Source organism: Agrobacterium sp. ICMP 6402 (assembly GCF_009498615.1).
Lineage (GTDB): Bacteria > Pseudomonadota > Alphaproteobacteria > Rhizobiales > Rhizobiaceae > Agrobacterium > Agrobacterium burrii.
The window spans coordinates 490,263-508,785 of sequence record NZ_QSNV01000001.1 but is presented as its reverse complement, the minus strand read 5'-3'; the positions used below and the strand labels follow the sequence as shown (position 1 = coordinate 508,785).

General features: G+C 63.1%; 22 protein-coding genes and 1 pseudogene. 3 read left to right on the top strand and 20 right to left on the bottom strand.

The genetic code is table 11. The annotated features are described in order from the left end of the window. Nucleotides 1-97 precede the first annotated feature (97 nt). The 14 genes from DXT96_RS02615 to DXT96_RS02550 form a co-directional block, all read right to left on the bottom strand. Nucleotides 98-562, bottom strand: coding sequence for a cytochrome c-type biogenesis protein CcmH (locus DXT96_RS02615; protein ID WP_153513433.1), 465 nt, complete (start codon nucleotides 560-562; stop codon nucleotides 98-100). Then, a complete protein-coding gene (locus DXT96_RS02610; protein WP_153513432.1) occupies nucleotides 559-2,553 on the bottom strand; it encodes a heme lyase CcmF/NrfE family subunit in 1,995 nt (664 codons plus the stop codon). The genes DXT96_RS02615 and DXT96_RS02610 overlap by 4 nt, the downstream gene beginning before the upstream one ends. Continuing rightward, nucleotides 2,550-3,059 carry a cytochrome c maturation protein CcmE gene (ccmE, locus tag DXT96_RS02605; RefSeq protein WP_153513431.1) on the bottom strand — a complete coding sequence of 170 codons (510 nt, stop codon included), beginning with the start codon at nucleotides 3,057-3,059 and terminating at the stop codon, nucleotides 2,550-2,552. Before ccmE ends, DXT96_RS02610 begins: the two co-directional genes overlap by 4 nt. Next, the gene (ccmI, locus tag DXT96_RS02600) at nucleotides 3,056-4,219 is read right to left on the bottom strand and encodes a c-type cytochrome biogenesis protein CcmI (RefSeq protein ID WP_194287529.1); all 1,164 of its coding nucleotides are present in this window, start codon (nucleotides 4,217-4,219) and stop codon (nucleotides 3,056-3,058) included. The genes ccmE and ccmI overlap by 4 nt, the downstream gene beginning before the upstream one ends. A 160-nt stretch (nucleotides 4,220-4,379) precedes the next feature. Beyond that, nucleotides 4,380-4,808 carry a hypothetical protein gene (locus tag DXT96_RS02595; protein ID WP_153514159.1) on the bottom strand — a complete coding sequence of 143 codons (429 nt, stop codon included), beginning with the start codon at nucleotides 4,806-4,808 and terminating at the stop codon, nucleotides 4,380-4,382. Nucleotides 4,809-4,913: 105 nt separating this feature from the next. Continuing rightward, nucleotides 4,914-6,314, bottom strand: a complete 1,401-nt coding sequence (locus DXT96_RS02590) for a HAMP domain-containing sensor histidine kinase (RefSeq protein ID WP_149898908.1) — start codon at nucleotides 6,312-6,314, stop codon at nucleotides 4,914-4,916. Beyond that, the gene (locus DXT96_RS02585; RefSeq protein WP_153513429.1) at nucleotides 6,304-6,975 is read right to left on the bottom strand and encodes a response regulator transcription factor; all 672 of its coding nucleotides are present in this window, start codon (nucleotides 6,973-6,975) and stop codon (nucleotides 6,304-6,306) included. The genes DXT96_RS02590 and DXT96_RS02585 overlap by 11 nt, the downstream gene beginning before the upstream one ends. 91 nt (nucleotides 6,976-7,066) lie before the next feature. Then, nucleotides 7,067-7,321 (bottom strand): hypothetical protein, encoded by a 255-nt coding sequence (locus DXT96_RS02580; RefSeq protein ID WP_045017107.1) that lies wholly within the window; start codon nucleotides 7,319-7,321, stop codon nucleotides 7,067-7,069. Nucleotides 7,322-7,457: 136 nt separating this feature from the next. Next, nucleotides 7,458-7,664, bottom strand: coding sequence for a hypothetical protein (locus DXT96_RS02575; protein ID WP_149898906.1), 207 nt, complete (start codon nucleotides 7,662-7,664; stop codon nucleotides 7,458-7,460). A 34-nt stretch (nucleotides 7,665-7,698) separates the two neighbouring features. Next, a complete protein-coding gene (locus tag DXT96_RS02570) occupies nucleotides 7,699-11,499 on the bottom strand; it encodes a glycoside hydrolase/phage tail family protein (RefSeq protein WP_153513428.1) in 3,801 nt (1,266 codons plus the stop codon). Nucleotides 11,500-11,516: 17 nt separating this feature from the next. Continuing rightward, a complete protein-coding gene (locus tag DXT96_RS02565) occupies nucleotides 11,517-11,951 on the bottom strand; it encodes an NlpC/P60 family protein (protein ID WP_153513427.1) in 435 nt (144 codons plus the stop codon). Next, on the bottom strand, nucleotides 11,948-12,832 hold the full coding sequence (locus tag DXT96_RS02560; RefSeq protein WP_153513426.1) for a DUF2163 domain-containing protein: 885 nt from the start codon (nucleotides 12,830-12,832) through the stop codon (nucleotides 11,948-11,950). Before DXT96_RS02560 ends, DXT96_RS02565 begins: the two co-directional genes overlap by 4 nt. Then, nucleotides 12,829-13,467 (bottom strand): TIGR02217 family protein, encoded by a 639-nt coding sequence (locus DXT96_RS02555; protein ID WP_153513425.1) that lies wholly within the window; start codon nucleotides 13,465-13,467, stop codon nucleotides 12,829-12,831. Before DXT96_RS02555 ends, DXT96_RS02560 begins: the two co-directional genes overlap by 4 nt. Nucleotides 13,468-13,512: 45 nt before the next feature. After that, nucleotides 13,513-14,094 (bottom strand): phage tail tape measure protein, encoded by a 582-nt coding sequence (locus tag DXT96_RS02550; protein WP_153513424.1) that lies wholly within the window; start codon nucleotides 14,092-14,094, stop codon nucleotides 13,513-13,515. Nucleotides 14,095-14,207: 113 nt separating this feature from the next. Between DXT96_RS02550 and DXT96_RS02545 the strand changes: the two genes are divergently transcribed. Further along, a complete protein-coding gene (locus tag DXT96_RS02545) occupies nucleotides 14,208-14,435 on the top strand; it encodes a DUF4160 domain-containing protein (protein WP_149898900.1) in 228 nt (75 codons plus the stop codon). Then, nucleotides 14,428-14,832 carry a DUF2442 domain-containing protein gene (locus DXT96_RS02540; protein WP_153513423.1) on the top strand — a complete coding sequence of 135 codons (405 nt, stop codon included), beginning with the start codon at nucleotides 14,428-14,430 and terminating at the stop codon, nucleotides 14,830-14,832. Before DXT96_RS02545 ends, DXT96_RS02540 begins: the two co-directional genes overlap by 8 nt. Nucleotides 14,833-14,837: 5 nt before the next feature. Here the strand turns inward: DXT96_RS02540 and DXT96_RS02535 are convergent. From DXT96_RS02535 to DXT96_RS02525, 3 genes and pseudogenes are all read right to left on the bottom strand, one after another. Further along, nucleotides 14,838-15,050, bottom strand: a pseudogene (locus DXT96_RS02535) (rcc01693 family protein); the annotation flags it as partial. After that, nucleotides 15,047-15,406, bottom strand: coding sequence for a gene transfer agent family protein (locus tag DXT96_RS02530; protein ID WP_153513422.1), 360 nt, complete (start codon nucleotides 15,404-15,406; stop codon nucleotides 15,047-15,049). The gene DXT96_RS02530 and the pseudogene DXT96_RS02535, both read right to left, overlap by 4 nt. Beyond that, nucleotides 15,406-15,813, bottom strand: coding sequence for a phage major tail protein, TP901-1 family (locus tag DXT96_RS02525; RefSeq protein ID WP_153513421.1), 408 nt, complete (start codon nucleotides 15,811-15,813; stop codon nucleotides 15,406-15,408). The genes DXT96_RS02530 and DXT96_RS02525 overlap by 1 nt, the downstream gene beginning before the upstream one ends. 92 nt (nucleotides 15,814-15,905) lie before the next feature. Here DXT96_RS02525 and DXT96_RS02520 point away from each other — a divergent pair, with 92 nt between their 5' ends. Continuing rightward, the gene (locus tag DXT96_RS02520) at nucleotides 15,906-17,096 is read left to right on the top strand and encodes an MFS transporter (protein WP_194287528.1); all 1,191 of its coding nucleotides are present in this window, start codon (nucleotides 15,906-15,908) and stop codon (nucleotides 17,094-17,096) included. Nucleotides 17,097-17,112: 16 nt separating this feature from the next. Here the strand turns inward: DXT96_RS02520 and DXT96_RS02515 are convergent, their stop codons facing one another. From DXT96_RS02515 to DXT96_RS02505, 3 genes are read right to left on the bottom strand one after another with little or no spacing between them, the layout of a single operon-like run. After that, the gene (locus tag DXT96_RS02515) at nucleotides 17,113-17,508 is read right to left on the bottom strand and encodes a DUF3168 domain-containing protein (protein ID WP_153513420.1); all 396 of its coding nucleotides are present in this window, start codon (nucleotides 17,506-17,508) and stop codon (nucleotides 17,113-17,115) included. After that, the gene (locus tag DXT96_RS02510) at nucleotides 17,505-17,840 is read right to left on the bottom strand and encodes a phage head closure protein (protein ID WP_153513419.1); all 336 of its coding nucleotides are present in this window, start codon (nucleotides 17,838-17,840) and stop codon (nucleotides 17,505-17,507) included. Before DXT96_RS02510 ends, DXT96_RS02515 begins: the two co-directional genes overlap by 4 nt. Before the next feature lie 3 nt (nucleotides 17,841-17,843). Continuing rightward, a complete protein-coding gene (locus DXT96_RS02505; RefSeq protein ID WP_153513418.1) occupies nucleotides 17,844-18,413 on the bottom strand; it encodes a head-tail connector protein in 570 nt (189 codons plus the stop codon). Between the last annotated feature and the right edge of the window lie 110 nt (nucleotides 18,414-18,523).

Sequence of the window (18,523 nt, the reverse complement as noted above, 5' to 3'; positions counted from 1 at the left end):
TGATGAAGATATAGGAGGCAACACCTTACGGCGAAGTGTCTGACGAATGAAAAATCCGTAATGTTGAAAAAGAACCGGGGACCGATATGGAAACCGGTTATTTTTCAATGATATTACGGATTCTCTCTTCTTCGTCCGCGCTCAGTTTTTGCGGCCGCTCCTGCGTTGCCCGGCGGCGGGAGAAGACGAAGACAGCGAAAATGCCGACAAGGGTAAGACCGATGGGTGCGCCCCACAAAAGCACGGTGCGCAGGCTGAGGCGAGGCTTCAGCAACACGAACTCGCCATAACGCGACACGACATAATCGATGACGGCATTGTCGCTATCGCCCTGAACCAGCCGCTCGCGCACCAGAACGCGCAAATCGCGCGCCAGTTCGGCATTGCTGTCATCAATCGACTGGTTCTGGCAGACCATGCAACGCAGCTGCGAGGTCAGGTTCCGGGCGCGCTGTTCCAGCGCGGGGTCTTTCAGCACCTCGTCGGGGTTGAAGGCGAAGGCAGGAAATACGGCAAAGATGAGGGTCAGAAGAAGCGCAAGCCTTGCCACCATCTTCCTCATTCCGCCGCCTCCGGCATTACTGCTGGTCGGACTGGCTTCGCCTTGCGATTTGGTGCCCCCACCCTCAAGCGTCTGTCGGAGAGCGAGATGAAACCACCCACCATCATGAACAGGGTGCCGCCCCAGATGCACAGGATGAAGGGTTTCCACCAGATGCGCACCACCATGCCGCCATCGGCCATCGGGTCGCCCAGCGAGACATAGAGCTGGCTAAGGCCGAAGGTCAGGATGCCGGCTTCCGTCGTCGGCATGCGCCGCGCGGTATAGAGCCGCTTGGACGACCAGACGTCGCCCACCTCGATCCCCGCCTTGCGCACGGTGAAATGGCCGCGATCCTCGGTGAAGTTGGGGCCAACGGCGTGGCGGATGCCATCAAAGGTGAGGCTGTAGCCGCCCGCTTCCGCCACCATGCCCTGTTTCATTTCCAGCACGGTTTCGGTCTCATAGGTGGTGACGATGACGATGCCGAGCACGGTGATGCCGACGCCCATATGCGCCAGCGCGGTGCCGAAGGCAGAGCGCGGCAGGCCCTTCAGACGGCGGAATGCGATGCCGAAGGCCAGCTTGCCGAAATTGGCGCGATACCAGAGATCGGCAAACGCACCGAAAATCAGCCAGAAACCGGCGGCGATGCCGAGCGCCGCCAGCACCGGACCGCCATTTTCCACGTACCAGAGCGCCAGACCGGCAAGGGCTGCAATGGCGGCGGCCACATAAAGCCGCTGGAATGCGCCAAGAAGATCGCCGCGCTTCCACGCCAGCATCGGCCCGAAGGGCGTGACGATCAGGATCGGGATCATCAGCAGGCCGAAGGTGAGATTGAAGAAGGGTGCACCGACCGAGATTTTTTCGCCCGTCAGCGTTTCCAGGATGAGCGGATAAAGTGTGCCGATCAGCACCGTGGCGGTCGAGACCGTGAGAATGAGATTGTTGAGGACGAGTGCCCCTTCGCGCGAGATCGGCGCAAACAGTCCGCCCACCTTCAGCGACGGCGCGCGCCAGGCAAAGAGCGCGAAAGCCCCACCGATGAAGATGGTCAGAATGCCGAGGATGAAGATGCCGCGGCTCGGATCGGTGGCGAAGGCATGCACTGAGGTCAAGACGCCGGAGCGGACGAGGAAGGTGCCGAGCAGCGACAGCGAAAAGGTCATGATCGCCAGAAGCACGGTCCATATCTTCAGCGCCTCGCGCTTTTCCATGACGAGCGCCGAATGGAGAAGTGCTGTTCCGGCCAGCCACGGCATGAAGGAAGCGTTTTCCACCGGATCCCAGAACCACCAGCCGCCCCAGCCGAGTTCATAATAGGCCCAGTAGGAACCCATGGAGATGCCGGCGGTCAGGAAAGTCCAGGCGGCGAGCGTCCACGGCCTTACCCAGCGCGCCCAGGCGGCGTCGATGCGGCCTTCCAGCAAGGCGGCGACCGCGAAGGAAAAGCAGACGGAAAAGCCGACATAACCGAGGTAGAGCAGCGGCGGATGGATGGCGAGGCCGAAATCCTGAAGGATCGGATTCAGGTCCTGCCCTTCGGCCGGCACCGGTGACAGACGCAGGAACGGATTGGAGGTGAGCAGGATGAACAGCAGGAAGGCAACGGAAATCCAGGCCTGCACGGCCAGAACATTGGCTTTGAGCGTTTCCGGCAGGTTGCGGCCGAAGGCGGCGACAAGCGCGCTGAAAAACACCAGAATGAGCAGCCAAAGCAGCATGGAGCCTTCATGATTGCCCCACACGCCGGTCAATTTGTAGAGCATCGGCATCAGCGAATGGGAGTTTTCCCAGACGTTGCGCACGGAGAAATCCGAGACGGCGTAAGCCCGTGTCAGCGCCGCGAAGGAAAGACCCACCAGCAGGAACATCATGACGGAGCCGAGCGAGGCGACATCCATCAGCGCCCGGTCGTTGCGGCGCGCGCCTATCACCGGCAACGTTGAGACGATGAGCCCCACACCAAGCGCCAGAACCAGAACATAGTGGCCGATCTCGTTGATCATTTCGTTGCTCCGGTCTTGTCAGTGGAGACGGCACCGGCTGACGGCGTTGCGGCGGGGTTCTCACCGTCGCCACCGTGTTGCCACAGGCCCTTGTCCTTCAGCCGGTCAGCCACTTCCTTCGGCATGTAGTTTTCGTCGTGTTTGGCCAGCACGCTGTCGGCCACGAAGCCATGGGTGGCGACATCGAATACGCCTTCGGTCACGACGCCCTGCCCTTCACGGAAAAGATCTGGAAGAATGCCGGTGTAGCTGACAGGCACATTGGCCTCGCCATCCGTAACAGTGAAGCTCACCGTGCGGCCCTCGCCGCGCTTGACCGAGCCTTCCGCCACCAGACCGCCGAGACGGATACGGGTGCCGGGATTAACTGGTGTCTTTTCAAGATCGGCCGGCATGTAGAAATAGGCGATGGACTGGCCGAAGGCGAACATGACGAGCAGCACCGCCGCGACAATGAAGCTCGTGCCGCCGCCGATGATCGCCAGTCGTTTCTGTTTGCGGGTCATTGCGTCACTCCCTGCGGCGCGGCATCCTGTTGCCCGTTGGTGCGGATCGGCCCGGCGGAAACGCCCAGTTCCTTCGCCAGTGCAAGGAGCTGCCTGCCCTGCTCACCCTCCGGCGGGAATGCCTGCAGGCCGGCCCTCAAGGCTTCACCGGCCTTGGCCTCATTCTTCAGCACCGAATAAGCGCGCACGAGCCGCATCCAGCCTTCGAAATCGGCCGGGTTTTCCTTCAGCTTGGCATCAAGGCTCGCCACCATGCCCTCGATCATCGCCTGCCGGTCGGTGGCCGTCATGTCATTGGCCGCCGCCATATCCTGCGCGGTCGGGCCAGGCGCGGCTGGGGCTGTCTCGCGGCCGGTGCGGGTAATATGTTCGCGAACCAGCGGCAGCCAGGGCGCGCCGGCCGGCGCATCGGCCTCCAGCGCCGCAAAAGCCGCACGTGCCTCGTCGGCCTTGCCCGCCTGTTCCAGCGACAGCGCCAGATAGAAGCGCGCGCGCGGATTACCGGGGCTCAACTGCTCGGCCTCGGCAAACGCGTCACGTGCCGCTTCGATGACGATGCCGTCATTGCCGGCCACCAGCGTTTCGCCAAGTCCCGTCAGCCGTTCGGCGCTTGGTCCCAGAAGACGCAGCGCATTGCGATAGGCAAGCTCTGCATCGCCAAGCCGCAGGGTTTTGAAATAGATCGGGGCCAGAATATCCCAGCCGGCGCCGTCATCCGGGTTCTGCGCCAGATGCCGTTCCGCCCGGGCGACCAGCAGGTTCATGTCATTGCCGGGTTTTTCAAGACGTGCCTCTAGCGGCATGTCCGGCACTTCCGGACTGCCGTTCCAGATGTAAAGACAGAGACCGAGGGCGGGCAGAAGAACGGTAATCAGGCTGGCGGCAAGATTGTGCCGCAGCGGCCGGGTTTCTTTTACCACTTCCTGTTCCGAATCGGCGGCGGCAAGCAGGCGGCGACCGATTTCAGCGCGGGCGTAATCCGCTTCGGTTTCACCGATCAGGCCCGCAGCGCGCTCACGGTCCAACTCGGCAAGCTGGTCGCGGTAAACGGCAACCTCACCGTCGCGGCGCGTCTCAGGCACCTCGGTCTTCCGCATCAGCGGGTACATCAGGACGATGGCGACAGCCGCCGTCAATATCGCAACGACAATCCAGAACATAAGGCTCAATTACTCGAATGCGCGGCACATGGAAACATGAAGCGCGGGGATGACGTGAATTTGAGACATCACGCCGCACCAAAAGCCCTGTTTCGGCTGTTCCGCCGTGCCTCTTCTTGTCATCGCCAGAGGTCGGTGACCTTGATTTACGTCAAACTCGTCAGGTCAAAGGCGACCAGCTGCCATCGCCATTGCGGCAGGCCGCGCCGCGCACCTTGATTTCGCGTCCATCCACGGTGAGGCTATGCGAATATTGCCGGCAGTTCTGATTGCCGACCTGATAGGGCGCATTGGCAACCACCTGCCCCTTGGCGTCATCGCCGTTCCACACGACTGGGGTTCCGACAGGCGCCGTTTCCAGCGCCTTGTATTCCGCCTCCAGCGCCTTGGTCTGGTCGCCCCTGTCGAGCTGCACGCCGCTTCGTCCGACGATGCCGCCTTCGAGATTGGCGAGGAACGGTGTTGCGGGCCGTGCGGAGCCGCCAAACAGGCCACCGCCCGCCGGGCGGGTGCCCGTGGTGGTGCAGGCGCTCAGCATCGATACGCACAGGATCGAGAGAAATACCGGGCGTGACACCAGCGAACGCATCGTCACGGAGCGACAGCCATCATACACGTCAACCAAACCCTGTCCTCTTTCCTGCCGCATTGCACCTAATATGGTGCCATTGAATTTCTTGCCTTTTTTCTTGCCTCACGCAAGCTCTTTCGAAAGGCCCGGCAAAATCAGATCGGCTTTCAGCCCGCCGATCGCGCTGCGCGACAGCGAAAAGCGGCCATGGTACTCAGACACCACTTCGGAAACGATGGAAAGTCCCAGTCCCGTTCCCGGACGGCTCTCATCCAGCCGCCTGCCGCGCTTCATCGCCTCACTGATCTGTCCCGGCTCCAGCCCCGGCCCATCATCCTCTACCGTCAGTTCCACCCACGAACGGCGGCCGATTTCGGCGTCGGAGGAAGGGTGCGTGCCGGTGGCAAGCGTGACGACCACACGGGTCTCGGCAAACCGCGCGGCATTTTCCAGAAGGTTGCCGACAACCTCCTCCAGATCCTGCTGCTCCATGCCCAGCACCGCGCCGGGTTGCTCGAAATTCAACACGAACTGCTTTTCGGGGTTCAGGCGGCGCATCACACGCACCAGCCGTTCCAGCGCCGGTTCGGCCTCCACGCGGGCGAGGATGGAGCCGCGCTGGGCGGCGATGCGGGCGCGGGAGAGATAGGACTGCACCTGCGCCTGCATGGCGTCGGCCTGCGCCCGCACCAGATCGCCATGCTGCGGCTCCAGCGTGCGGGCCTCGTTCAGAAGCACGGCGATCGGCGTCTTCAGGGAATGGGCGAGATTGCCGACCTGCATGCGGGCGCGCTCCACCAGCCGCCGGTTGCTGTCGATCAGCGCGTTGACTTCATTCGCCAGCGGCTGGATTTCACGCGGGAATTCGCCCTCGAGGCTCTCCGCCTCCCCGCCCCGGATCTTGCCGAGCGCGACACGGGCCTGATCGAGCGGCCGCAGACTGTAGAGAATGGCAAGGCCGTTGACGACGAGACTGCCGACGCCGAAAACGGCCAGCGCCAGATAAAGGCTGTTGGAAAAATCACGCACATCGTCTTCCACGACATTCAGATTGCCGGAGACGCGAAACCGCGCCGCACGGCCCTCACCGTCAAGCACCACTTCCGTTTCCGCCACGCGTACCTTGTTACCCGCCTCATCGGTGACGGCATAAAAGCGCTCGTATCTGTTGTCGAAGGGTGCGTCGATAATGCTCGGCACCGGCAGCGTCGACACGCCGAGCGAGGAAGAAACCAGTGGCGCGGTCTGGAAATTGCCAAGCGGCTCCACCACCCAGTACCAGCCGGTATCGGGCTGCGAAAACCGGAGATCGCCGAGCTGCGGGCTGCCGGCCAGTGTATTTTCGTTGGAAATCGTCACGGAATTGATGACGTTGTAAAGCTGCGCCCGCAGAAGGTCGGTGAAGCTGCGCTCCACGCCCTGCCGGTAAAGCGTCGAAATGACGACGGCGATCACCACCAGCGCCAGCGCCGACCAGGCGGAGGCAAGCAGCAGAACGCGGGCGGTGAGAGAGCTATTTCGCATCGGCCGGGGCTTGCATCCGGTAACCGAGACCACGGATCGTCTCGATCAGATCGACCCCAAGCTTTTTGCGCAAACGCCCGACAAACACCTCGATCGTGTTGGAATCCCGGTCGAAATCCTGATCGTACATATGTTCGACCAGCTCCGTGCGCGAGACGACCTCGCCCATGTGATGCATGAGATAGGATAAGAGACGGAACTCGTGCGAGGTAAGCTTCAGCGTCGTGCCATTGACGGTCGCCTTGGAGGATTTGGTATCGAGCTTGACCGGACCGCAGGTGAGTTCCGAGGACGCGTGGCCGGCGGCGCGGCGGATGAGCGCACGCACGCGGGCAAGCACTTCTTCCACATGGAAAGGCTTGGTGACGTAATCGTCGGCACCGGCATCGATGCCTGCCACCTTGTCGCTCCAGCGGTCACGGGCGGTGAGGATCAGGACAGGCATGGCCTTGCCGGCCGCACGCCATTTTTCAACGACGGTGATGCCATCCAGCTGCGGCAGGCCGATATCGAGAACGATCGCGTCATAGGGTTCGGTATCGCCGAGATAATGCCCTTCCTCGCCGTCAAATGCCTGATCGACAACATAACCGGCCTCTTTCAGCGCATCGGTCAACTGACGATTGAGATTGGCATCATCCTCAACAACGAGAATACGCATTATCAGCCCTTTCCTGTGTCCCGGCCCGCCTGCGTTCCGGTCATGCTAAGTGTCTCGGATCGTTTTCCGATATTTCGGCGATGCGGGCAAGCTACATCGGCACGCGCATCGTTACCTTGCGCGGGCGCTCGCCATTGCCCTGGACGAGAACGGTGACGACACAGGACTGACCGTCACCGGAAGGATAGACCGAAAGCAGCTGGCCGCCGGTTTCGCGCACGACGCGGGAGACGGCTGCGCCGCAATCGCTGGCAGCCAGAATGTAGTGGCCCTGCAGATCAGCCTCGGGCGCCGTGAAACCGGAAAGCCCGGCTGCAAGCGTCGCGATGATGAGAGGTGATGCCATTCTACAAACTTCCAAAAACCGGGTGCGTCTCGAACCTTATTGTGACCGAATATGTAGCGCAAAGCGTCTGAATGGCAAATGAATGCTACCCCCGCCGCCATGAGCCGCGGCGGGGGCTTTGCTGCTGCTGTTATCGTCAGCGGATGGCGCGGGTTGCCGAAAGGCGGCCATAAAGTGCAATCAGGCCGCCAATTCCGCCTGCAACCGTTACCAGCCCTTCCGCCAGCTCGCCGTGCAGACCGGCCGGCAAGTCGAAGCCTGCGACGGCGAAAAGCGGTGCAAAAACCGCAATCAGCGCGCCCCAGATCGTGCGCGATTGATACCATGCCTTGGTGCTATCCATTCTCTCATCCTTTGCGTTGTTTTTCAGGCAGTTATCAGAGCGGGAGAAGGGCCTGCGCCGCCACTCCCAGAGGCACCGCGCGGCCGAGCTGGCGGACACGCACGGAAATGTGATCCCGCAAGATCGGGAAATCTGTGAGTTCGGCGGCGGCAGGGTAAAACCACAAGGGTTCGGAGACCTCCGCCATTCGTTTGACGGCCTCTCCCTCCAGCACCTCGACGCGGTAGCGCTCGAAAGGCTCGTCCAGCGGGATGTCGCTTGCATCCCAGCCATCGGCCTCCATCCGGCCACGCCGTTTCCATTTGATCAGAACGCCATCGCTTTTCCGCTCGCCGGAAAGATGCACCGGCGCAAGCGGCGTCTGCGCCCGCAATCCACCCTCGAATGCGAAAGGCCCGGCCGAAGCGCTCGCCTTTCCCGCTGCCTCGACCATCCAGTTCAGGCGACGTCCGCGCTCGCTAAGGGCAAGGCCGAGCGGCTGCACCGCCGCATCCAGCACCACCACCGGTGCACCTGCGGGCGCGCCCACCGCCAGTGCATCTTCCGTGCCCGCCAGTCCGCGCAGGAGGACCGAGAGCCGCCAGCGCGAGGGCGCGATTTCCTCGGCCTTTGCGAAGGCGACGATTTCCCAGACGCCGTTGGCGGCCTTGATGGCGATGCGGTTCTCACCGTTCAGCACTGCAAACTCCAGCGCCGAGGCAAGCCCGCCATAGGGCAGATCGATCAGGATGGCATTCCCCCGATCGAAGCGGCCGGAGGGGCCGGGCTTAAGCGGCATTGCCAGCGTGCCGATCATCGCCGGCTGGTCAAGCACGGCGCGTTGCCGGTAACCTTCCGTGCCCGAGGATGCGGAAACGAGGATCGGCCGCCATGGCCTTGCGAAAACGGCAATCCGCGCCGAATGCTCCGCAGCGACACCATCATGGTGCGGCAGGTCGAGAAACAACACTTCCGGGGCAAAGCCCTCGGCACCGCTTATGCCGCCGGCGCGTCGCTCATCCGCCGCACCCGCAAAAACCGAAAACGCAGCGGAAAAAGCACGCGCCTCCACTTGCCTCATAGCGCCATCTTCGATCCGGCTGACTAGAAACCGGCCTGCCGGAGCCTGCGGAAAGGCGTCCTCCGGCAAACGGATGCAATCACCGGGCTCAAGGGCGATATCGGCAGGTGGCAGGGCAAAACGCACTGTGCGCCGTGCCCGACGGTTGTCCCGCAGCACCGCCTCGACAGCGGTTTCCGCCGTTTCCGCCGGCAAGGCGACGTTGAGGTCTAGCCGCATCACCCGGCTGCCGGCATTGTCGATGCGGCGGGAACGCGCACTTGCCTGCTCGTAGTCCAACGCTGGGTTAAACGAGGTCAACACGGCCTCAGCGGCAAAATCGCTGTCATGACCGCGATTTTCCGACCACAGCGGCTCACTATCGAGATCGGCAAGCACGGAAATATCGCGGACGGGCAAAACCGCCGTGTTGCGGGAACGGAAGCAAAGGGTTCCGCCATCCTCCGCCACATCCACGTGAAACGCCGCCATCAGCGGCTCCAGCAAGGCGCGCGCCGAGGTCACATCGCCCTGTACATAACCGGTCATGTCGCCGCTGACGGCGGAGACATCGAAAGCAGAAAAGCCGTGGTCGGTCAGGATTGCGGTAATGGTATCGGCAAGCGTCACTGTCCCCAACCGGCCGTTCAGCCAATGGCCGGTGCGCCAGTTGCCGCCATCGCTCCACACCGCACCATTCTGCGGAAAGGCGGGAAAGGGCCGCGCATCCCAGGTCCAGAGATAGACGCGGTTTGCATCCACCATCGCCGCATCGCCTTGACCCCAATGGTCAAGATGCGCTTCCAGAAACCGCCGCTGCTGGCTGTCGGCCCGGCTGCGGCGGGAGAAATACGGAAAGGCGTTTTCCGCCGATTTCGGATCGGGAAAGACATTCGGGCGCGTCGCACTCTTGTCCACCGCCGGGCAACCGAGTTCGGTGATCCAGATCGGTTTCGAGCCCGGCACCCATGCGGTGGCTGTCGATTTCTCCACGCCCCGCACCCGGTCGTAATGGCGGTTTCCCCACCAGTTCCCGATGTCCTTGTAGCGGAACACCCATGGCTTGCCCTTTAGTCCATCAGTGATGGTCGTGCGCCGCCGCGCCGCACGGTCCGCGTCGCTGGCATAATACCAGTCGAAGCCCTCACCTACCGTGATGGCGCGGCGGAAGGCGGAAGCATCATCCGGGCCGCTCATGCCATCAGGATTGCCGTTTGCGGCATCCTCGTCGCGCCAGTCGGACAGCGGCATGTAATTGTCGATGCCGATGGCGTCGATATCGCGGCTCGCCCAGAGCGGATCGAGATGGAAGAACACATCGCCCGAACCATCTGCCGGCTGGTAACCGAAATATTCGCTCCAGTCCGCCGCATAGGTCAGTTTCACCGCCGGTCCGACAACGGCGCGCACATCCCCCGCCAGCCGCACCAGTTCCTCCACGAAGGGGAAGGCATCATTCTCATCGCGCAGGCTCGTCAGACCACGCAGCTCCGAGCCGATCAGGAAAGCATCCACCCCGCCCGCCTGCGCCACAAGCGCCGCATAATGCAGCACCATGCGGCGATATCCCTCAGCGCGATGGCAGAAGGCCAAAACCTCCCGCCGCGCGCCGGCGCTGCGATCTGGAGAACCGGCTCTGCCGGGTGCGGGAAAACAGGTGATGCGCCCGCGCCAGCCATAGGCGTCCTGCTCGCCTTTGCCATAGGGGTCGGGCAGGCCGTTGCCTGCCGGCACATCCATCATCACAAAGGGATAAAGGCAGACCTTCAGCCCCCGCGCCCTGAGGTCCGCTATCGCCTGCAGCACGCTTTGATCGTCCGGCGTGCCGCCATAGGCCGGGCCGCCGCCGTGATGGCTGACCAGATGCGCCACCCCGCGCGAAAGCCCGGCGACGGACCATGGCGCGGTTTCTCCATCGCGGCCTGCCACTTCCACGCCGGGCAGAATACGGCATTCGCCCGCCCGCATATCCGTGCCGAACCAGCTGACCACCAGTGCGGCGCTTTGCAGATTGGGGCAAAGCGCCTGTAACTCGTCGATGGCCGCCTGCCAGTCGGTCGCGGCCGTCAGGCCGTTGCGGTTCATGATGCGGCTTTGCCCCATGCCGGTCGTTTCCGACACCTGCACTGTTGCATAACCATGCTCCGTTGCGCCCGGAATGACGGTGATGGCGCGGATGGATTTTTCCAGCCGGCCGACCGGGCGCACGACTTCGAACTGCATCAGTGGAATGCGATTGCCATAACCATCGAGCGGCAGCCGCTCGAAAACCACATAGGCCAGCCCGCGAAAGGCCGGCGCATTGCCGCTTCCCTGCTTCGCCTCGATCAGCGGATCGGGCAATTGCGTTTCGCTGCCGGGGTAAAAACGCATCTCGACGCCGGTCAGATCAACTTGTCCGCCATCGGCCCAGACGCGCCGCACCATGGCCGCTTCGCCTTCGCAGAGGCCGATGGCAAGATTGGCGAAATAGCGAAAAGTCTCCACCTTCGGGCCGCGATTGCCCTTGCCGCCGCGCCGCTCGACCTCGATGCTTTCCTCGAAGCGCGTCGCCCAGATCAGCGTGCCGCCGATCCTCGCCGTGCCGTAAAGCCGGTTGATGGCCGCACCCTCATCCGCCCCCGGAATGCGCGCCGTCGAAAGACGCGTGCCGGATACGGTTCTTCCGTTCGACAGCAAAGCGCGGTCGACGGCATTGCCCGCCAGCGCACCCGCCGCCTGGCCGATGATGGCGCCCAAGGGGCCGAAAAAACTGCCCAGGGCCGCACCCGCCGCCTGAAAAACTATGGTCGCCATGTTTGCCTCGAAAAATTTCAGGGATCGGGAAAACGGAAGGTGCCGGCGATGCGCCGTTTCCAGCCTGGCACCAGCGCGGAACACACCACCGCCGCCTGTTCATAGGCATGGATGAAATGCTGAGGCCCGGCGACGATGCCGAGATGTTTGGCCGCCGCATCGGCCTGCCAGCGGAACAGCAGCAGGTCTCCCGGTATTGCCTCTTCCATGTCAGGCACCGGCAGAAAGTGGCGCTTCGCCGCCGCCATCAGCCGGTCTTCACCGCCACGTTCGGCCCAATCAGGCGCATAGGGCGGCAGCAATTCCGGCTCCGCGCCATAAAGTTCACGCCAGATGCCCCTGACGAGGCCGAGGCAATCGCAGCCGACGCCCTTTAACGAGGCCTGATGCCGGTAGGGCGTGCCGATCCAACACTTCGCCAGCGCCAGCACTTTTTCTCCGGTATCGCTCATGGAAACAGTGCCCTGCCATCATGGGTCTGGCCGCCGTTGGCGTAGGAATAGGCGAAATCCGCTCCCGGCAGATGCGGAAAGCCCCTGAAATTCAGGTGATTGGCGAATTTCGCCTTGCAGGTGGCAAAACTCTTGTCGCAGCCGGCGGTGACAGAAAATCCGTCTCCGGGCGATGGCATCTGTTCCGGCACCAGCCAGAAGGACAGAATCGTGCCGCCGTCGCGGCGCGCATGGCCATCGAGGTCAAAACTCTTGCCGGCGAGTGCACCGCTGAGAAACCGCAACTTTCCCCGGCTGAAGAAACCGTCGGTGAAAGCGTCAAGCCCCGAGACCAGCAGGTTACCCGCCGCATCCACCGCCGCCACGCTGCCATTGCCGGTGAACCGCGAAAGGTCGATGCCGCAGCGGCAGTCACCCAGTGCAGCATCGCAGCGACGCCCATAGATTCTGCCCTGCGGCTGCCCGAGGCGATGGGCGAGGCTGCGCAACTCGGCGCGAAACGCCCCGCCCGCCCGCGTCACCTCGCCGATCTCACGCATGGAAAGCAGCACATGCTCATCCGGCGCCTGCCAGTTGACGAGGTAAAGCTCCACCCGTGCGCCATCGAAACGCCCGGCGGCCAGATCGCTTTCCGAAATCGCCTCGCTGGAAAAACCGCCCGCCACCTCACCGGCACTGGCACCCAGCCCGGTTTCACTGTCGCTGTCGCTCGCCCCGAAACCGCTGGCGGCGAGATAGTCCGTGCCGGCGAAAGAGAGTGTCTCGTCGTGGTCGGTAAAACCGATCACAGCGCCCTCCTTCAGCGTCACCTTCCAGCAATGGCAGGTGGTCGTGGCATCGCCCTTCAGATGCGCGGCAAGGGCTACAGGAATGATCTTCATGGCAGGATTTCCATCAGTGGAATGGAGGGAATGCGGCCCGCCTCGAAAGCGGTGAGGTTGACGTCGATGCGATCGATCGCGAAGCGCACCGGCACGTCGAATTCAAAACCCGCCCGGATCACCGCGCCGGCCGGCGGCACCTTGCCGGCGCGAAACGTCACCATGCCGGTGGCATGATCGACCGACATATCCGCAGGCGGGACACGCACCCCCTCGACTGACACGACAACCGAACCTTCGACCGGCTTCTCCACCTGCCGCGTGAAGGAGCCACCCGCATCCGCATAGGTTTTCACCAGCGGAAACTGCGCCGCTGCACCATCGCCCGTGCCGATTCTCTGGTCGGTCGCGGCGGGCGCTTCGCCCGGCGGGCAGGATTTGAAATCGACAGGATCGCGAAACCTGAAGCCGTAAAGCTCGCCGCGCCGCGCCTCGAAAAAGGCGAGCACCTCATAGAGATCGGCGACGGAGCGGATGCCGGATCCCGCATCATAAGCGCGTCTGGCATTCTTCCAGCGCTGGTTGCGGTTCTCCCGCCCGTTGGAAAGATTGACGATATCGGTTCGCCTCACTGGCCCGCCGCTGACGCCGAGCGCCAATCGCAGCGGAAACCGCACTTCATGAAATGCCGCCATGTCGTTGTTCCACGAATCTTTTTGCTGTGTTGAAAGGTCGGTGCGTCACAAACCGCGCTGGCCGCGCCCGACGCTGCGGGCCAGCATGGCGGCGATCTGGCCTTCGCTTTTTCTAAAACTCGCCGCATCGGTGGCCGTCACGTTGAAGACGATCTGCGCACCGCTGCCGCCCGCCGGTGCTGCCACACCTAGAGAGCCATCCGAACCACGTTTCAGCGGCAGGATCGTCTCCGCCCCCGCCTCGCCCATGAGGCCCAGCCCGCCGCCCATCGGAAAAAAGGCGGGGCTGGAAACCACGCCACCATCGGCAAAAGGCGTGATGCTGCGCCCCGGCACCCCGCCATCGGCAAAGGCAAACAACGAACCGCCACCGTTCAAAAGCCCGCCAACGGCGTTGCCGATCATGTTCTCCAGCGGCTTCAACCCGGCGGAAAGCGCCATGCCCGACAGACGTTCTCCAAGCCCGCGCAGCACCTCGTCCAGCCCCTTGCCGCCTGTCGTCGCCGCCTGCAGGGCCGACGTCAGCGCCGCCCCGAACCGCTCGGACCGCCGCTCGAGATCGCCCATCACCTCCACAAGCGCTTCCGCCTCCTGGCGGTCGCCCGCAATCGATCCTTCGCCTGCCATCGCGCTTGCCTTTCTGATTCAACTGGGGAATGCATGCTGCTGAAACAGCTTCAAAAAAATCTGCTGCTTCAGCCAAAGCCTTTTAAAACCTAGCTTCTTGGGTTATAGTCTTCATGGTCACGGTTCTGCGACAGCATGGCATGCGCTTCGTCATCTACACGGCCGATCATGAGCCTCCGCATGCGCATGTCTACGGAGAGGGTGAAGCCCGTATCGATCTCGTAACCCTTACCGTCATGACGCAGGGCGGCATGTCGGACAGGGATGTACGGCGCGCGGTTGCAGTGATCGAAGAAAACCGGACGCTTTTTCTTGAAACGTGGAGAAAATATCATGGTTGAGGTCAGCGATGCCGAACTTGCCGCCGCCAAGGAGCGCTGGCGGCAGGAACACGCGGAACGTCCTGTTCCGGTTGCCGTGCGTTTCGATGCGGCATCGGCCCGGGTCATTGTCGATTTCACCAATGGCGCCTGTTTCATGTTTCCAGCCCACGCGCTGGAGGGCTTGGAGAACGCCACGCCGGAACAGCTGGCCGAGGTCGAGCTCCTCGGCGAGACCGGCCTGCATTGGGAAAGCCTCGATGCGGATTATACGATCAGCGGGCTTATGAACGGCATTTTCGGCAGCCGCGCTTTCATGGAAGCGCAGCGCAAGGGCGGGCAATCCCGCTCCCCGGCCAAGGCCGCCGCCAGCCGCGCCAACGGTGCGAAGGGTGGCCGTCCGCGAAAAATGCCCTGACACCGTCACCCATCCGGAAACCGCCGCATCATCGCCTCTATCGCCCGACGATCGGGGCTGCCGGAACCAGCACGCACGCCGCCGGTCATCGCGAAGAATTCCCTTGGTGTCAGCCGCCAGAAGGTTTCGGAAGAAAGCCGCAGCAGACAGAAGCCGGTATGGATCACCGTCTCCCAGGGGAAAGGGCGCGGCGTCGCCTCGCCTGCTGCGGCGCTTAAGGGTCCGGCTGTGTTTCTCCTTTCGGGCCGCCAAAGGTGGCGGTCAGAAGGTCGGCGATGATGGCGGCGTGGCCGGCGACGCCGCCTTCCACGGTTGCGGCGGCCACATCCTCATCGGAAAACACATTGCCCGCGCCGCGCAGGCCCGCACCGATCACCCGGATCATGTCGGCGGCCTTCATGCGGCCGCTGGCGAAACGTTCGGCGAGTGCCGTCAGGTCATCGGCCTGAAAGGCGGTTTCGAGTTCGGCCAGCGCCCCGAGCGTCAGGCAGAGAATGCGCCTTTCGCCGTCGATCAAAGCCTCGATCTCGCCGCGATGGCGGTTCGCCCGCCCGTAGCGTAACCCTTGCGGCATCACAGCGCTCCGAAATTAAGGAGACCGGCGGATTCCAGCGCGGTCTCGAATTGCACCTCGCCATCGTGGCGGCCGGAATATTCGAGCGCGACGATCTGGAACGGCCCGGTGATGGTGCCGAAATCCGGAATGACGATCTGCCAGCCCGGAATGGCGCCGGCAAAAAATGCGCCGCGCACCAGCGCATCGCTCGCTACATCCTTGAAGATGCCGGATGCCGTCAGCGATGCCCGCTGCACGCCCACACCGGCCAGAAGCTCGCGCCAGCGCCCCGCACTTTCACCGTCGGTAATATCGACGGCCTGCGCGTTGAAGGCCAGCCGCTTGGTTCTCAGCCCCGCCACGGTCACATAGGCACCGGCATGATTGATCTTCAGCAGCAGGTCCTTGCCCTTCTGCGCCACCATGGTGTTCTCCTTTGGCCTCGATTGATGTTGCCGGGCCGCAATTGGCCTGCTACCAAATAATTCCTCCGCATCTCGCACCCCTGATTTCCATCATGTCTGAAGCCACCCCCTTCCCGTCCCGCGCGCGCCTCATCGGTGTGCTTGCGGTTGGGCAGATCATCAGCTGGGGCAGCGGTTTCGACATGCTGGCCGTGCTCGGCCCACGGATCGGGCAGGAGCTGACCATCGCCAACGAGGTGGTGTTTGCCGGCCTCACCGTCATGATGACGATCAGCGCGCTCTGCGGCCCGCTTCTGGGAAGAACGCTCGTGCGCCACGGCGCAGCGCCCGTCCTTGTGGCGGGTTCGTTGCTTTTCACGGCGGGTTTTGTCGTGCTCGCCTTTGCGGGCGGCGTGATCAGTTATTTGCTCGGCTGGGCCGTCATCGGATTTGCCGCCACCTGCGGCCTGACGACGGCGGCCCATGCGGCGGTGGTGGAGCGTGTCGGCGCGGAAAGCGGCCGGTTGCTGACGCTGCTGATGCTGTTTACCGGGCTTTCGGCAGCATTTTTCCTGCCGCTCACCACGCTTGCCACCGAACATTTCGGCTGGCGCGGCACGCTCATCGGTTATGCCTGTCTGCAGCTCTTCCTGCTTCTGCCTCTCTATGTCTTCGTCCTTCCCGGCCGGCCGGTCCGCAAAGCGGTAACGCCGCAGGAAGCCGCTGCGATTTCGCCCTCGCCGGTCGATACGCGACGTGCCTTTCTGCTGCTGGCGGCAATGACGACGATCAGCGCCTTCACCACCTTCGGCCTGTCTCCGCTGCTGCCCCTGCTGCTGGTCAACGCCGGCGCATCACAATCGCTGGCCGTGCAGCTGGCATCCGTGCGCAGCGTTCTTGCGATCACGGCGCGCGGACTGGATTTCCTGCTTGGCAAATACGGCAACCCGTTCGTGACAGCCATGATCGGCCTCTGTCTGCTGTTCCTGTCCCTGCTGCTGTTGCTCGCCTTTGCCCCGGCCATGCCCGCCTTCATCAGCTTCATCGTTTTCTTCGGTTTTGGCGCGGGCGTGCTCACCGTCAGCCGGGCCGTGTTGCCGCTGGCGGTGTTTTCCCCGGAGCAATATGGCCTGCAGGCCGCACGTATCTCGCTGCCGCAGAACCTCGCCATTGCCTTTGCGCCCGTTATCTTCACGCTGGCGCTGGATCGCGGCGGGGTCGCGGCCATGTTGACCATCGCCGCCGTGCTGATCGGCATTTCGTTTCTGCTGCTGATCGTCCTGTGGAAGACCGTGCGCAAATAGCCTTCCTGAAACAGCGCTATTCCGTCACCGCCCTGAAGCGCATATCGGCGATGAAATTCCGTGTCTTCGGCTCGCGCCGCGAGCGGCAGGAGCGGAGTTGCAGGTTGACCAGCGAGATGCCAGCGAGCGGAAGTGCGCCATCGTCGAGCAGGATTTTCACCCTTTCGACGATTTCCCCCGCCCGTTTGCGGCCGCCGGCATCACTCCAGATTTCCAGCGACAGGAAATGCTCCTCGGCCTTTTCCGTCGCCGTCGAATAGTCGCGGCTTTCAAGCTCGCCGATGACGATTGTGGGCAGAAGCGCACGCGGCAAAAGCCGGTCGACGATGCCGCCTGATGTCAGTGCTGTCAGCGTTACATCGCCGGTCAACCGCGCGAAAATCGCTTTCAAAAGGGCATTCGCGGCGCTCATGGGATCTCCTCCTCACAACGGCAGACGATGAAGCGGCGGGTCTCGTCCGGGTCCATCACCGTGCGGATCACCAGAATGCGCCGGCCTTTGCGGAAGCGCATGCCGGCGGCGATGTCGCTGCGCCACACCAGCCAGACGCGGTGGGTGATCGTCACGCCTTCGGCCGAGGCCCGTTCATGGGACATATCCGAAACGGGTTCGATCGCCGCCCAAAGCGAGCGCAGGGCGTTCCAGTCTTCCGCCACACCACCCTGTCCGTCCGGCGTCTCGATGCGCCCTTCCAGCTCCAGCCGCGCTGTCAGCTTGCCGGGGTCGAGAAAAACGAGGTTCATGGCTTAAAGCCCCACACGGCAGAAGGGCGACACCAGCCGCTCATAACCGGCCGAAACCGCCGCCGGCTGGTTTTCCAGGGCGACGGCACCACGGAAAGCAAACATCTGGGCCACATGCATCAGCATGGCGCGCTTCAGCGTATCGGGCACATCCGTTCCGGCCTCGCCATAACCGGCGATGAAGTCGATCTCGATGCCGTTCATCGCCCGACCTGGGGCGGGCGGATCGCGCAGCCACAGCCGTGCCGGACGCGACGCGCCGTCGAGTAATTTGTCGGCGGCGGTGATGTCGGTCTCGCGCCCGTCACTGCCGAAAACCAGAATCGTTTCGATGGTTTGCACCGGTGTCTTGCCAATCGGAATCACGCCCGTTTGCGGCCATCGGTCGAGATAAAGCCGCCAGGTCTGGCGGATCAGGCAAAGGCCGGTGGTGCGCTCCAGATGCTCGCGGGCGGTGCGGATCAGCGCGGTCAGAAGCGTGTCTTCGTCACCGCTATCGAGACGCAGATGCGCCTTGACCTCGGCAAGCGTCAGCGGCTCCGCCTGCGGTGGATTTATGAGGGCGTAGGTCATGGGGTCTCCGGGATGACGGTAATTGCAGGCTGGATGAGCGAGCGGGCGCAACGAATTCTTCTCCCCGTGGGGGAGAAGTCCGCGGCAGCGGGATGAGGGGGCGAGGGTGC

Excerpts from the sequence above, each read along its gene's own strand:
- DXT96_RS02525 (WP_153513421.1), bottom strand. The coding sequence starts at position 15,813 with ATGGTGGCGCAGAAGGGCAAGGACCTGCTGCTGAAGATCAATCATGCC.
- DXT96_RS02550 (WP_153513424.1), bottom strand. The coding sequence starts at position 14,094 with ATGGCAGGCGAAGGATCGATTGCGGGCGACCGCCAGGAGGCGGAAGCG.
- DXT96_RS02510 (WP_153513419.1), bottom strand. The coding sequence starts at position 17,840 with ATGAACCTCGTTTTTCTCGACCCCGGCAAGCTGACAGCGCGGCTGGAG.
- DXT96_RS02530 (WP_153513422.1), bottom strand. The coding sequence starts at position 15,406 with ATGCCGCAAGGGTTACGCTACGGGCGGGCGAACCGCCATCGCGGCGAG.
- DXT96_RS02615 (WP_153513433.1), bottom strand. The coding sequence starts at position 562 with ATGAGGAAGATGGTGGCAAGGCTTGCGCTTCTTCTGACCCTCATCTTT.
- DXT96_RS02520 (WP_194287528.1), top strand. The coding sequence starts at position 15,906 with ATGTCTGAAGCCACCCCCTTCCCGTCCCGCGCGCGCCTCATCGGTGTG.
- ccmI (WP_194287529.1), bottom strand. The coding sequence starts at position 4,219 with ATGTTCTGGATTGTCGTTGCGATATTGACGGCGGCTGTCGCCATCGTC.
- DXT96_RS02585 (WP_153513429.1), bottom strand. The coding sequence starts at position 6,975 with ATGCGTATTCTCGTTGTTGAGGATGATGCCAATCTCAATCGTCAGTTG.
- DXT96_RS02595 (WP_153514159.1), bottom strand. The coding sequence starts at position 4,808 with ATGCGTTCGCTGGTGTCACGCCCGGTATTTCTCTCGATCCTGTGCGTA.
- DXT96_RS02565 (WP_153513427.1), bottom strand. The coding sequence starts at position 11,951 with ATGAGCGATACCGGAGAAAAAGTGCTGGCGCTGGCGAAGTGTTGGATC.
- DXT96_RS02560 (WP_153513426.1), bottom strand. The coding sequence starts at position 12,832 with ATGAAGATCATTCCTGTAGCCCTTGCCGCGCATCTGAAGGGCGATGCC.
- ccmE (WP_153513431.1), bottom strand. The coding sequence starts at position 3,059 with ATGACCCGCAAACAGAAACGACTGGCGATCATCGGCGGCGGCACGAGC.
- DXT96_RS02590 (WP_149898908.1), bottom strand. The coding sequence starts at position 6,314 with ATGCGAAATAGCTCTCTCACCGCCCGCGTTCTGCTGCTTGCCTCCGCC.
- DXT96_RS02570 (WP_153513428.1), bottom strand. The coding sequence starts at position 11,499 with ATGGCGACCATAGTTTTTCAGGCGGCGGGTGCGGCCCTGGGCAGTTTT.
- DXT96_RS02545 (WP_149898900.1), top strand. The coding sequence starts at position 14,208 with ATGGTCACGGTTCTGCGACAGCATGGCATGCGCTTCGTCATCTACACG.
- DXT96_RS02505 (WP_153513418.1), bottom strand. The coding sequence starts at position 18,413 with ATGACCTACGCCCTCATAAATCCACCGCAGGCGGAGCCGCTGACGCTT.
- DXT96_RS02610 (WP_153513432.1), bottom strand. The coding sequence starts at position 2,553 with ATGATCAACGAGATCGGCCACTATGTTCTGGTTCTGGCGCTTGGTGTG.
- DXT96_RS02555 (WP_153513425.1), bottom strand. The coding sequence starts at position 13,467 with ATGGCGGCATTTCATGAAGTGCGGTTTCCGCTGCGATTGGCGCTCGGC.
- DXT96_RS02515 (WP_153513420.1), bottom strand. The coding sequence starts at position 17,508 with ATGAGCGCCGCGAATGCCCTTTTGAAAGCGATTTTCGCGCGGTTGACC.
- DXT96_RS02575 (WP_149898906.1), bottom strand. The coding sequence starts at position 7,664 with ATGGATAGCACCAAGGCATGGTATCAATCGCGCACGATCTGGGGCGCG.
- DXT96_RS02580 (WP_045017107.1), bottom strand. The coding sequence starts at position 7,321 with ATGGCATCACCTCTCATCATCGCGACGCTTGCAGCCGGGCTTTCCGGT.
- DXT96_RS02540 (WP_153513423.1), top strand. The coding sequence starts at position 14,428 with ATGGTTGAGGTCAGCGATGCCGAACTTGCCGCCGCCAAGGAGCGCTGG.